Annotated in this window: 15 protein-coding genes; 14 read left to right on the forward strand and 1 reads right to left on the reverse strand. The window is 65.5% G+C overall.

What is annotated here, in order from left to right:
- Positions 1 to 419: 419 nt before the first annotated feature.
- A complete protein-coding gene (locus QJS31_RS35970) occupies positions 420 to 944 on the reverse strand; it encodes a hypothetical protein (RefSeq protein ID WP_282778308.1) in 525 nt (174 codons plus the stop codon).
- Between the two features lie 367 nt (positions 945 to 1,311).
- Between QJS31_RS35970 and QJS31_RS35975 the strand changes: the two genes are divergently transcribed.
- From QJS31_RS35975 to QJS31_RS36040, 14 genes are all read left to right on the forward strand, one after another.
- Positions 1,312 to 1,716, forward strand: coding sequence for a hypothetical protein (locus tag QJS31_RS35975; protein WP_282778310.1), 405 nt, complete (start codon positions 1,312 to 1,314; stop codon positions 1,714 to 1,716).
- Positions 1,717 to 1,779: 63 nt separating this feature from the next.
- Positions 1,780 to 2,343, forward strand: coding sequence for a hypothetical protein (locus tag QJS31_RS35980; protein ID WP_282778312.1), 564 nt, complete (start codon positions 1,780 to 1,782; stop codon positions 2,341 to 2,343).
- A 151-nt stretch (positions 2,344 to 2,494) separates the two neighbouring features.
- Positions 2,495 to 2,752: a hypothetical protein gene (locus QJS31_RS35985; RefSeq protein WP_282778314.1), complete on the forward strand. Its 258-nt coding sequence runs from the start codon at positions 2,495 to 2,497 to the stop codon at positions 2,750 to 2,752.
- 59 nt (positions 2,753 to 2,811) lie between these two features.
- Entirely contained in the window at positions 2,812 to 3,165 is a 354-nt protein-coding gene (locus QJS31_RS35990) for a DUF5361 domain-containing protein (protein WP_282778316.1), read from the forward strand.
- A gap of 86 nt (positions 3,166 to 3,251) precedes the next feature.
- Positions 3,252 to 6,794, forward strand: a complete 3,543-nt coding sequence (locus QJS31_RS35995; RefSeq protein WP_306358898.1) for a hypothetical protein — start codon at positions 3,252 to 3,254, stop codon at positions 6,792 to 6,794.
- 30 nt (positions 6,795 to 6,824) lie between these two features.
- Positions 6,825 to 7,742, forward strand: a complete 918-nt coding sequence (locus QJS31_RS36000; protein ID WP_282778320.1) for a phage tail protein — start codon at positions 6,825 to 6,827, stop codon at positions 7,740 to 7,742.
- Between the two features lie 10 nt (positions 7,743 to 7,752).
- Positions 7,753 to 9,396: a phage tail protein gene (locus tag QJS31_RS36005; protein WP_282778322.1), complete on the forward strand. Its 1,644-nt coding sequence runs from the start codon at positions 7,753 to 7,755 to the stop codon at positions 9,394 to 9,396.
- A 2-nt stretch (positions 9,397 to 9,398) separates the two neighbouring features.
- On the forward strand, positions 9,399 to 9,869 hold the full coding sequence (locus QJS31_RS36010; RefSeq protein ID WP_282778324.1) for a DUF2744 domain-containing protein: 471 nt from the start codon (positions 9,399 to 9,401) through the stop codon (positions 9,867 to 9,869).
- Entirely contained in the window at positions 9,866 to 10,888 is a 1,023-nt protein-coding gene (locus tag QJS31_RS36015) for a hypothetical protein (protein WP_306358899.1), read from the forward strand. The genes QJS31_RS36010 and QJS31_RS36015 overlap by 4 nt, the downstream gene beginning before the upstream one ends.
- Complete coding sequence (locus QJS31_RS36020; protein WP_306358900.1) at positions 10,888 to 11,493, forward strand: hypothetical protein; 606 nt, start codon at positions 10,888 to 10,890, stop codon at positions 11,491 to 11,493. The genes QJS31_RS36015 and QJS31_RS36020 overlap by 1 nt, the downstream gene beginning before the upstream one ends.
- Positions 11,494 to 11,495: 2 nt before the next feature.
- Positions 11,496 to 11,840 carry a hypothetical protein gene (locus QJS31_RS36025; RefSeq protein ID WP_282778330.1) on the forward strand — a complete coding sequence of 115 codons (345 nt, stop codon included), beginning with the start codon at positions 11,496 to 11,498 and terminating at the stop codon, positions 11,838 to 11,840.
- Positions 11,840 to 12,157: a hypothetical protein gene (locus tag QJS31_RS36030; protein WP_282778331.1), complete on the forward strand. Its 318-nt coding sequence runs from the start codon at positions 11,840 to 11,842 to the stop codon at positions 12,155 to 12,157. The genes QJS31_RS36025 and QJS31_RS36030 overlap by 1 nt, the downstream gene beginning before the upstream one ends.
- A gap of 17 nt (positions 12,158 to 12,174) precedes the next feature.
- Complete coding sequence (locus QJS31_RS36035) at positions 12,175 to 12,531, forward strand: hypothetical protein (protein WP_282778333.1); 357 nt, start codon at positions 12,175 to 12,177, stop codon at positions 12,529 to 12,531.
- Between the two features lie 8 nt (positions 12,532 to 12,539).
- On the forward strand, positions 12,540 to 12,952 hold a 413-nt coding region (locus QJS31_RS36040), incomplete at its 3' end, for a hypothetical protein (protein ID WP_306358901.1).

The raw sequence follows: 12,952 nt of genomic DNA on the forward strand, positions 1-12,952 counted from the left end.
TCCGCAGGTGCGGTGCCGAGCGGCGTCGTTAGGCCAAGGGTGCGGTGGCGGTGGGCTGCGCGGGCGGGTGAGTCGATGGACCGGTGTCTACCTGCGGTTTTGGTGTTTCTCGACGTTGGGTGTTGACAATATCCGCGGCTTAGGTGAGACTATGTGCAGCGCCAGAGCTGCGCCCTCATCCCGAAATGGTCGGGAAATCATCTCTTAGGCAAGCGATTACGATCGCACGCCGTGCTGCATGTGAGAAGCCCTCGATCCGCTGTCGGATTCGGGGGTTTTGTTGTAAGGGCATGTGCGGCGATTACCGAACCAAGGAGTCAAACATGGATTTCGTATCCGACGTTGTCACGACGTGACTGAACCGGGCGGCCGACCGAATTCGGTTGTATGTAATTCGGTGGCCGCGTGCGACATCGGTCTCAGTTGTCCAGCAGGCTGATTCCGCTGACCCAGAACGAAGGGTTCGATATCTCGCCGATAGCGCTCGTATAGCTGGCGGTTCGACCGGTCGACCTCAGCTCCGCACGCACTCGATCGTCTTCCACGATGTTCTTCAGCAGATCGCTCTCAGTGCCGATCATTACCTGTGTATCCCATGTAGCCGAATCCGGTGACGTGCCACAAAGCAGCTGTGCGATATCAGCACCATTTGTCTCGTCCTTCATCGTCTGTGTGACCCTCCCGTACACGATAATCGCGCGGTCCTTATGATCCGCAGGGTTCTTCGCGATGAGTTTCAGTTCCCGTTCGGTGATCGTTTCGAAAGTGGTCGGGGCGGTCGGCTCGGTCATCGGCGTGGCCGGTTCGGTTGTCTTTGATGCTGAGATCGTTGTCGTCGGTTCGTTGGTTGTTGCGGCTTCTTGGCCGGAGTCGGTTCCACAGGCGGCGGCACCGGTGGTTGCGGCGATGGCTAGCGCCACTGTGAGACGGCGGACTGCGGTCATGGATGTTCTCCTCCTCGCGTGCACATGCGGAACCGATGAAGCCGGTTCCGGCCTGGTGGGTCACCGGGAACCGGAGGCCCCCGCGACCTTATCGCAGGGCGGTCGAAAGTGCCTGTTGGCCCCGCGATTTCGGCTCCAAGTACGCAGCGGACATGCCCATGGCCTCCCGTCTTGCGTTGTAGTGGCCTGACGGTCACCGAACCGGAGGCCTCTGTGGCTCTATCGCAGGATGGTCGAAAGTGCCTGTTTTCCCTCGAGTTTCGATTCCGGGCATTCGGTAGAAGTGCCGGAACGCCATACGTGATGGTTCTGTGAATTCCGGATCGTTTTCGAGACCGGAGGTACTCAATGAGAAAGGAGGTAGTCAATGGTTGAGATCGTAGTTTTTCCCGATGTCGAATCGCTTGTCATGACGTATCTTTCGGCACAGTTGGCCGATCGTGGCGACAGCACCCCCGTGGTGCGAACCGTGCCCGAGACTCCGCCCGGCCGAATTGTCCGGCTTTCCAGTTTTTGGGGTGAGGACACCGGGCGAGCGCTGGCGTCGCGATTCGTCACCGTCCAATGCACTGATGCGACGAATGCCGATGCGGCCGCGCTGGCGGAGTTGTGTTTCGCGATCCTGCGCGGCGCGCGCCATGATCCGTCAATTCCCAGCGTCCGCGATGTAGTGGCGGTCGACCGTCCTGCGGATCGTCTGCCCGAGCCCGACCCGTATCGCCCGAACTATCAGTTCACCCTCTCTTTCCTCCTGCGCGGGCAAGCCCAATAGGACTCAGCCCGAATCGCACTCAGTTTCCAGGCCCGGTCCACAATGCCTGAAAGGGGCACAACTATGGCAAGCACTGTCAACAACGTCTACGCGGCCATGCCGAAGGCGACCGGAGCGGTGCTGCGCGCACCGCTCGCCACCGCGGGTCCGACCAGCGCCACCGATGCGCTGGACGCCGCCTTCGTCGACTGCGGTTACATCGGCGAAGAGGGCTTCACCGAGTCGAATACCCGAGAGACCGAGAAGAAGAAGGCTTTCGGCGGCTCCACGGTGAAGGTGCTGCAGACCGATTACACCGCGACCCTGAAGTTCGCCTTCCTCGAGTCGACCAACGCCGACGTGCTCAAGGCCGTGTTCGGCGATGACAACGTCACCGTCGACGGCACCACCGGCGCCATCACCGTTGAGAAGAACAAGAAGGCGCTGCCGCACAATTCGTGGGTCATCGACACCGTCGACGACGCAGTCGGCTCCATCCGGACCTACATTCCGGACGGCCAGATCACCGCCGTCGAGGACATCGTGAAGGTGCACACCGACGCGATCATGTACACGGTCACCATGGAGTGCTTCGAGGACGCCAGCGGCAACAACATCTACGAGTTCATCAACAAGACCGCCTCCTGACGGCCGCGCCCACGCGCGACTCGTAGTTCCCGAACCCGCCCGGTGAGGTCACATCGACCCACGGACCGGGCCTGCCCTCACCGGGCGGGCCTTGAAAAGCCCGGTCCCCCAATCTTTTCAATCACAACGATGCATCGAAAGGTCCGGTCCCATGATGGAGAAGTTCACCTACACCGCGCGCAACGGCAAGAAGATCACCCTGCCGCGCTTCGACAACATTCCGTTCGGCGTGATCCGCAAGCTCCGCAAGGAGGGTGAGACCGAGCAGTTCTTCGGGCTCATCGAAGGAGTGTGCAGCGCGAAGGATCTGACGGTGATCGACGCGATGAGCCAAGCCGAGGTGCGTGAGGTGATGACCGCCTGGCAGCGCGAGTCGGCGGTCGAACTGGGGGAATCCTCAGCCTCCTAGAGCTGTACGAACAGCACGGGGAGGCTGTCGAAGCCGATCTCATCCGAGCCGGTGTCCGCTTGCGCGACGTCGGCTCGAATCGTTTCACCTGGCGCGATTTCGCCGTCCTGATTCGCGAATCCTCCTCCGACAGCGCCCTGTTCCGGGCCATGCATCCCGATAGATACCGGTGGGGGCAGGTCGAGCATCTGCTGGCCGATCTGGTGGATGTGGCGAATCTGCTGCTGTGGAGCAAGACCAAGGACGGCGGCCGCAACCGCAATCGTCCCTCGCCGTATCCGCGCCCGGGGGTGGAGGACAAGACCAAACGACGGGTGCGTGGCACGGCGATCCCCATGGACCAGGTACGGGCCAGGCTGGCCGCCGTCCGGGCCCGCGAACCGGCGTCACCGGAGCAGGCGACGTCGGCGTAATCACTCGAATCCGAGCAGCATTCGGACTGCTCGGCCCGTCCCCCCGGTGAATCTCGGGGCGGACCCACGAACTGAACAGAGGTGTCATGGCCATCGAAGCAGTACGTGACTTCGGCATCGACGTCGCGGTCACCTTGGAACGAGCGCTGACAATGGCGTTCGATGAGGCGTCAGGTGCGGTGGACAGGGGCATGGACCAGCTGTTCGCTTCGGCGCCGGGAGCCTTGAATACCGCGCTGCGACAGAGCTTCAACGGTGCGTCCGGTGTCGTGCACGCGGCCGTGGATGAAGCGTTCGACGGTACATCGAACGCGGTGAACGCCGCCTTCGAGAATGCCTTCAGTGCGGCGACTCCCACCGTGAACAATGCCATCCACCAGGCATTCGATGGCGCGAGCAGCGCGGTGAACGACGGGTGGGAACGGGCCTTCGGTACGTCGCCCGCAGCGGTGAACTCGCTGTTGCTCACCGCGTTCGCATCGGCCGAAGGGGCGGTGCACACCGCCCTGGAGGATGTGTTCTCCCAGGCGTCCGGCACGGTCGACGATGCGCTGCTGAGCGTCTTCGACTCGGCGTCGACCGCGCTGGACACCGCATTGACCGGCACGTTCGCCCGGGCCTCGGATACGTTGAACGGCGCCCTCGTGGGTTTGATGACGGGGGGACCGCAAGGTGCGCTGGCGGGTGCCGTGGACGGGTTGCTCGGTACGACACCGCAGCAGGTGGCCGACGCCGTGCGCGATGTCTTCCAATCGGCACCGGATGCGGTGCGGACCGCGGTCGCCGATGCATTCCGCGCCGCTCCCGGTGTGGTGAACAGTGCGCTGGACGCCACGTTCGTGACAGCCCCACAACGGCTGAGCAATGCTGTGAACGCGGCCTTCGAACCGACCGCCGGTGCCATGAACACGGCGCTGGACGCGGTGTTCGCCGATGCGTCCACCGCCGTCGACGCGGCGGTGGACGAGGCATTCGCGGGTGTCACCGAGACCGCGAACCAGGCGTTGAACACCGCGTTCGACCAAACGCACGACACGGTGAACGGCGCGCTGGAAGGCGCGTTCGCCACCGCCTCCGAGACCGTGAACGGTGCGTGGGCGAGCGTTTTCGGCTCCTCACCCGAGGCCCTGAACACCGCCATGGACGCGGTGTTCGGTTCGACGCAGGAAGCGGTGAACGGCGTCCTGCTCGATGTGTTCGCCTCCGCCCAGGGCACCGTGAACACCGCATTGGCGAGCGCGTTCGCCGGGGCCAAGGGCACCATCAAGGGCGTCGTCGACGACGCCTTCGGCAGTATTCGGGGAACGCTGAACAATGCGCTGCAGGGCGCTTTCGATCAAGGCGCGAACCTCGCGGGCAGCCTGGGCAAGCTCGATCCCAGGCTGCTCGCCGTGCGAACCAGGGCCATGGCCGCCGCCGCCGGAACCAAGGCCATGACCCTGGCGACCACCGCATCGGCCAAGGCCACCACGGTATGGGCGACCGCGAAGAAGGGCGCGGCGGTCGCGGCGCGGGCCTTCAACACCGCGCTGCGGGCGAATCCGCTGGGCCTGATCCTGACCGCCATCACGGCGGTGGTAGGTGCGCTGACCTGGTTCTTCACCCAGACCGAGAGCGGCAAGCAGATCTGGGCTACGGTGTGGTCGGGCATCCAGTCGGCCATGGCCACCGCGTGGCAGTTCATCCAGCCGATCTGGGACGGCTTCCTGGGCGCGCTGGGCCGGGTCGGCGAGATGCTCAACTGGCTGTGGGTCGAGGTGGTGCAGCCGGTGTTCGCACTCATCGGCGCGGCCTTCCAGCTGTGGTGGACCGGCTATGTGCAGCCGATCTGGAACGCGTTCACCGCTGCGCTCGAAGTGGTGGGCTCGGTGCTGAATTGGCTGTGGGAATCGGTCGTGCAGCCCGTGATCGGGCTCATCGCCGAGGCCATCTCGCTGTGGTGGAACTACTATGTGCAGCCGATCTGGAATGCGTTCACCGCTGCGCTCGAAGTGGTGGGCTCGGTGCTGAATTGGCTGTGGGAGACGGTCGTGCAGCCCGTGATCGGGCTGATCGGCGACAGTATCTCCGCTGCGTGGAGTGGGATCAAACCGGTCTGGGATGGGTTTCAGGCGGCCTTGCAGACGGTCGGCGCGGTTTTCCGGGCGATGTGGGAGGAGTACATCAAGCCCGCTTGGGAAACCTTCCAGACGGCGTTCCAATCCGGTTGGGACACAATCAAGAACGCCATCGAGACAGGAGAGGGGTGGTTCGAAGGTCTGCGTACGAAGATCGAGGAGATTATCAACAAGATCTCGGACCTGTGGAACTCGATCAAGATTCCAGAACCGATTGCCAGAGCGTTAGACAGCGTTGGCAGCTTCTTCACTGGGGGGGACGATCAGCCAGAGGGCAAAGCCTCCGGCGGCTACATCTCCGGCCCCGGCACCGGCACCAGCGACTCCATCCTTGCCCGCCTCTCCAACGGTGAATTCGTCATCAACGCCGCCTCCACCCGACGCAACCGCCCACTGCTGGAAGCGATCAACAACGGTGCCGTCCCCGGCTACGCCACCGGCGGCCTCGTCACCAAGAGCGGCCTGATCGAACTCGCCAAGCAGGTGGACGGCAAGCCCTACGAATGGGGCGGAACCAACTGGGGCGACTGTTCCGGTGCGGTGTCGGCCCTCGCGAACTACGTTGCCGGACGGCCTCCGTTCGACACCCGGTTCTGGACGGGCAATCAGGCCGAAGCGCTCGCCCAGCGCGGATTCGAGTCCGGGCTCGGCCCCTCCGGCAGCCTGCGGATCGGTTGGTACACCGGCGGCCCGTACGGCGGCCACACCTCGGCGACCTTGCCGAACGGCGTGAACTTCGAAATGGGTGGCAAGTCCGGCAATGGACAGTACGGCGGTACCGCGGTCGGTGCGAACGCCCCGGCGTACACCAATCACGCTCACTTCGTATTCGACACCGTCAGCGAGCAGAGTCCCGCGTCGCAACCGCCTACGACCGGAGGCGAATCACCCAACCAGAACGTCGATTCCGGTGATAGCGACCTCTCCCCGGCACAGCAGCGCGAGGCCGCTCTGTTCGACGATATCGTCTCGAACTTCCAGAACGCCGGAGACTCGTTCGTCGATGGGCAGCTGAGCGATATCCGGAACGTCTTCGGCGCGCCGAGCCTCGACCAGATCCCGTTGTTCAAGGCCGCCGCCGCATGGAATCAGTCGGTCACCGATTTCACCGACTATCGGACCGAGCAGGCGGAATGGGAAGCGGAGAACGGCCGCACTCCGGCGGGACTGGACGCTCCGATCATCTACGACCCGAATCGTGGACCGGAGCAGTTCCTCGACCTTCCCGGCAGGCTCGCGAATTCGTTCCTGAAATACCTGGTTCCCAGCCGCTACGACAATGGCGGCTGGCTGCAGCCGGGCCTGACCCTGGTAGAGAACAAGACCGGGAAACCGGAGCCGGTGTTCAACCCGCAGCAGTGGTCGCAGCTGTCGGAACTCGCGCAGCCCGGCGGCACTACCGACAACTCGCTCACCATCGAGAACCTGCACACCGGCATGACGGCCGCAGAGCTGCGACGGGAGCTGAACCTCATTCAGAAGGAACGTTCGCTGGGGTTCGTGCGCCGATGACGACGTTCCTTTCGATTCGAAGGATGAACCATGAATGAAGCATTGATCGAGGTGGAGGGCCACAACGGCGAGTGGTTCACGGTGGCCGGTACCGGTGCGGGCGACCGCGGCGTGCACCTGGCCTCGGAGAACGACGGCACCGAGTTCGCGGGACTGTACGACGCGCCGGTGACGACGATCTGGAACTCGACCGCCTTCCAACTCGGCGCCACCTACGGTGGTATTCGCGAGGACAAGTACGACTTCACCCTCGCCTTCCACGTGACCGAAACCGCCGCGAACCCCTGGCGCTACAACGATTCCGCCCTGCGCAAAGCCTTCTCCTACGAGAAACGCTCCAAGCTGTGGGTGCAGGTGGACGATTCCCGGCGCTGGCTGGATGTGCAGCTGGTGTCGAATCCGCGGCTGAAGGTCGGTTTCGATCCGAACGGCCAGCAGTACGGTCTGGTGTTGCTGCCGCTGGCGGCGGCCTATCCGCGCTGGCTGGAGGTCGAGGCCACCGATGAGTTCGTGGCCGCCACCGACACCACCGACGGCTCCACCGAGCTGGGTTCGGTGGTGGTGTCGAATCCGACCGACACCGAGATCTGGCTGAAGTGGATGATCCAGGGCAGCAGTGGAATTCGCTGGACCCTGCCCGATTTCTCGTTCGGCGACGACCGTTTCGACCGGGCGGACGCCGACGCCGATCGCATGATCGCCATGCCCGAACTGCTCGACGGTGAACACGTGCGCGTGGACACCGACGAGATGGGGCTGGAGGGTCAGGTCAACTCGTCGCTGGACACCGCCGTCTACCAGCGGATGAACGGCAAGATGTTCCTCTATCCGATTCCGCCCTACACCCCGGACACCGAACTGCCCGTGGTGGTGAGCGGTGCCCCGGCGGGCGCCGGGGTGCAGGTGCGCTGTCCGCGGCCGTGGACGCGGCCGTGGGGGCTGGAATGAGGTGGCGGCGATGAGCGCGGTGGCGACCATTGATTTCGACCGCGAGTACGTGGCGATTGTGGCGCGGCTGGAGGCCAACCGGCTGGCGCGGACCCGGCCGCCGCTGGTGCGGCTCTGGGACGGCGACTGGATTCTGCGCGGCCGGGTCGCGCACACCTATTCGGCGTCCTTCCAGGAAGTGGACGCCGAGACCGGCATCGGCAAACTCGAGCTGCCGGAGGACTACTACCTGTCGCGCTGGATCATCGATCACGACAATCGGCCGAACAAGAACATCCACGTCACGGTCGACAAGGACGGGGTGCGCTGGTCGGGGCGGATGGAGTCCTACGAGATCGAGAAGAATCCCGAGGGCTTGACGCTGGTGCGGGTGCTCTTCAAGCACGATTACGAGGAGTTCAAGCATATTGTCTGCTGGAGCAATCCGTTCCTGCCCGCCGAGGTACAGTTCCCGCGCCTGTGGTTGATGTTCGGTCCGGCCAAGTGGGCGTTGAAACTCACGCTGCTGGTGAACATCATGCGGTTGGAGTCGTCGGCGTGGATGCTGCCCGACGATCCCATGGACCCCGCGCAGTGGTTCAACTTCGACCAGTCCACCTGGTCGATGGTGGTCAAGCCACTGAAGATCGAAGACGACAATTCGCCCTTCGCGGTGGTGTACTCGCGATTCAGGGATTTTCACACCGTCGCCAAGAACATTCTGGCCGACGGGCAGCTGACGCCGACGTTCCGGCGCTATCTCGACGGTGACGAACCGCCGTGGCCCGGTGCGAATCTGCGGCACGGCTGCCTGGTCATCGACATCGAGGACAAGTCCGGGTGGACGAGTGAAACCTCCTTCGGGGGAAACCTTTTCACCGGTTTGGTGCGGGCGGTGACCAATATCGCCTCCGACGGCTACACCGAGAACATCGATGTCATCGACGACCCCGCGTTCCCCGACGAGTACTACCAGCCGGGGTGGAAGGGCACACTGCCGTCCGCGCCCGGCATCGTGTACCGGGAGACCAAACGCAACGGCATCGTCTCCTCCGGCTTCGTCAGCCGTCCCGCCACCGACGTCCAGGTGGTGACCGGCGGGCACAGCATGCCCGGTGTGAACGAGCTGATCAGCGCCTCGATCCAGATGGCGGGCGACCTGATCGCCGCCATGATCGGGATTCCCCCGGTCGGCGGCGCGGCGGACGCGCTACTGCAACCGCTGTACGAGGACACCATCCTGGCGTGGATGGCGTGGAAATCGCCCGCGCGAGCGCAGCAGCTCGGGTGGTCGCATTACCACGAGGGTCTGGGCAGCGCCTCCGATCAGGCGTACACGCTGTCCTCGATCATCACCCTGCGCGCCAAGCTGTGGGCCACCCGTGAGCAGATCGCGCACCGGCTCGACATCGCCGACGGCGCACCGTGGTTGGTCGGGCAGCGCGGCAAGGGGCACTTCTATGTCGGCGATCGGATCGGGTCCACGGTGAAGGGCGCGCCCAAGGGCAAGATCTACGTCGACCGCGTCTCCGAGGCGACCCTGTCGTGGAGTCGCGATACCGCGCCCGCGTGGGCGATCACCATCGGACAGCGTGAAGCGGAGGACCCGGTCGTCAAGGCGCTGGAGCAGATTCAGGAACTGTTCGGCATCGCCCAGAATCTAGGAGTCATGTAATCGTGCGCTTTCCTACCCAAAATCAGTGCAATATGGGCGATCCCGCGCAGCACCTGCTCTGGGCGCTCGCGCAGGTGCCGATGTCGCGCACACAGCCCATGCTGTTGCAGGAATCCATTGCGCGGGTCATATCGAAACACTTGTACGAGTGTGGATTCCGGCATCATCCGGAACTGCAGGAGAAGAAGCTGCAACTCCCACATCGCGGACAGCAGCACATGCTCAACGGATCGGCCCGGTGGGTCTCGATCGACGAGGTAGATCCCGATCCTGTTGTGCTGCCGGATATGTCGGCGATGACCGTGCACGAACAGGAACATGTCATCAACCAGCTCGAGCAGCTCGGCCGCATCGGAAAGCCCGCTGAGCCTCGAAGCGTCGCGGAGACGACGAATCTGCGGGCCGTGGTCGAACAGACCGGTGCGGCCCCGCACCCATCCGGCGCGCTCGCGTCCACGGAGGGCGAACCATGACCACTCCTGGACAGGGAGCCCCCGACGGCGCCTTCGTCGTCGGCGGCCGATACGGCCAGAACCTCACCGAGGAATCGGCGAAAGCGATCATGAAGGGCGGTGTGGTGTCGTCCTTCGAAAGCGCGCAGGGCGTGGCACACGGCGCATACAACAACCGCATCGACGACCACGCCAACTCCATCACCGAACTCCGAAACGCCTTCGAGCAGTTGGTATTGCAGGGACGAGCGATCGTATACACCCGCAACTCGAGCTACACGCCCTCGCCCGACATCCTGTCGGTGGAGGTGATCATCATCGGTGCGGGTGGCGGCGGCAGCTCCGGCAGCTACGACGCACTGGTGGAGGGCGTCCGGTCCGGCGGAGGTGGCGGCGGTGGCGGCGAAACGCACACGTCGATTCCGGCGAGTCTGCTGGAGAAGAACACCGACGGCAGTTTCAAGCCGATTCGCATTGTCATCGGCTCCGGTGGCGCCGGTGCGAGCCAAGATCGTAACTACGGAGCCAGCGGCTCGGATTCGCTGTTCGGCCCGGAGGTCGGCAGTGACGATCGGGAGTGGTTGCTCGGTGGCGGCGGTCAAGGGGGCCAGTGGGGGGCACCGGGACCGGTCGCGCAGGGCGGCGTCGGGATGATTCCCGGCGGCAACGGCGGACGTGGCGGGGCGGGCAACACGCGGGGTACCGCGCCGACGCCGTCCGTGTCGGCCTACGCGCTGTACGGCGGCGGTGGCGGCGGTGGCTCCGGTGGATCACCCCTGTGGGCCGGTACGGCGGGTGCGGCCGGTGGCATCTCACCCGGCGGAGCGGCCGCTAACCCCGGCTGGGCGGGCCGCTCACCGGCACAGATCGTCGCCACCGGTGGTGGTGGCGGCGGTGGCGGGCACAGCGGCAACTACGGCGGCGGATCGGGTGGATTTCCCGGTGGCGGTGGCGGCGGCAGCGCCTGTGCGGCAAACGGCGCGACGACCGGCGGCGCGGGTGCGACCGGCATCTGCTACGTGATCGAACGGACCACCTGATGGCCACCACGACACGGTTGCTGGTGTTCACGACCAATGACGTCTGGACCAAACCACCGGGATTGAAGGCCGTCGAACTCGTTGTTCGCGGCGGTGGCGGCGGTGGTGGTGACGACCACGGCGGTGGCGGCGGCGCGGCGGTGACGAACACCCACCGCCGGATCTCGGCACTCGAGCTACCGGACAGCGCGGCCGTCATGGTGGGCGTCGGCGGAGCCGCCGGAGCCGACGGCGGCGAGTCGTCTTTCGGTGGCTCCCTCATGGTTGCCGCGGGCGGAATGTCCGGTGCGAACGGAGGTTCCGGCGGACTGTCCTTCATGCGCGGTGGGCAGGGCGGGGCCGCCGGTGCACCGGGTGAATCGGTGACATCGGGTGTCGTTCGCCTGCTCGCGGGCGGTGGCGGCGGTGGTGGCTCCGGCGCTGTCGGCGGCGGTTCCGGCATGGTCGCGCCCGACGGAGCCCGGCCGCCCCTGTGGCAGGCCCGCCAATCCGGCGGCGGTGGATCAGCCGGTCTCCCAGGCGGATTCCCGGCCGGCGGGGGCGGCGCCGCCGCACCCGGCGCGGCCGGGGCAGTGACGATCATCGAGTTCTTTCAGGAGGATTGACTATGGCAACGGCGACACTGCATATCGCCGATCTCGGCGGGTACGCCGGTCCGGCACGCTGTTACCGACTGGACCCCGTCCCGGTTATCAACGGTGCTCCCGCGCCATTCGTGACGATCTGGGTGCAACGCGGCTACGCGCATCAGATGCCCGAGGTGAACGTGGTGCCCGCGACGTCTTCGGGTGCGTGCGCCACGCGTTCGGTCATGGCCGCGCCCGGCTCGTTCACCCTGCACTTCGAGCCGGTCACCGACGAACAGATCGATGGCGCGCACTGGCTGGCTCTGCAAGCGCTGGGCGGCTACACCGTATCCGGCCAGCGCCCGACCGAGCCGGAGGCGTTGTGATGACCATCGGGAACGTACCCATTCATGACCGGCTGATCCTGGTCGAGGGACAGGATCTCCTGCACGAGATCCGGCTGCCCGCCGATGCCCGGCTGGAGGTGGGCACCGCCGTCAAGCTCGTCATCTATGACCGGACCGAGGCGACGCAGCTCGCGATCTGGCCGGCGAGTGTCGACACCGACCGCGTTCGATGGACGGTGACCGCCGAGCAGGCCGACCAGATCACCTCGCCGGGTGCGCGCTTCCGCATCTACGTCGACTACCCGGACGACACCACACAGTGCTGGTACGCCGGTCCGGTGTACCGATACCACTGAACCAGAAAGGCAATCACATGGCGATTTCCGTCGACACCACGCGCCAGGCGCTCGCCGACGCCTACGCGGCGCTCGGCCCGTCCGGCACCGAGGTGTACATCTCATTGCATACCGCCGACCCCCTGTCCACGGGCGAGGGCGAAGTATCCGGCGGCGAGTACGCGCGCCGATCCGGAACCTGGGTACCCGGTTCCGGCGGGGTGCTGTCCATGGCCGCCACCGAGTTCGATGTGCCAGCGGGCACATTCACTCACGTCGGCCTGTGGACCGCCGCGAGCGACGGCCAGTTCCTGGACGGCGCACCGCTCAGCCCGGAGGTCACCCTGAGCGGACCGGGTGTCATCGCGGTGACGCCGCGGTTCACCGTCACCTAGGGGGCATCGTGGCCGACCAATTCCAGCGGCAGCCGCCACCCGGTCGCACCGCGACCATGGCCCGGCCGCCGGACCGTTCGTCCGGTACGGCGGCTCTGCCCGCGGCGACCGTCGCACGACTGCCGTCGGGCCTCGTACACGAGACCGTACCGGGCGGCCGGGTACATCTGTCGGGCGCGGGAACCCTGACCGCGTCCATCGCGCGGCTCGTCGCCCTCGCGGACTTCTCCACTCCGAGCGCGCTCTTCGCGGCCGGGTTGCCGCGGTCGCGTGCCGACCTGGAAACTGTCGCCGCGTTGCGGGTCTCCGGTGTCCGGTCGGATGCCGCATTGACCGTCGCCGGGACGCTCGCCGCCGACAGCACCCTGGTGCGCACCAGCCACCGCGACGATTTCGATCGCGCGGACGGTTCGCTCGGGTC

The sequence above is a fragment of the Nocardia sp. CC213A genome (assembly GCF_030766805.1).
Classification (GTDB): Bacteria; Actinomycetota; Actinomycetes; order Mycobacteriales; family Mycobacteriaceae; genus Nocardia; species Nocardia otitidiscaviarum.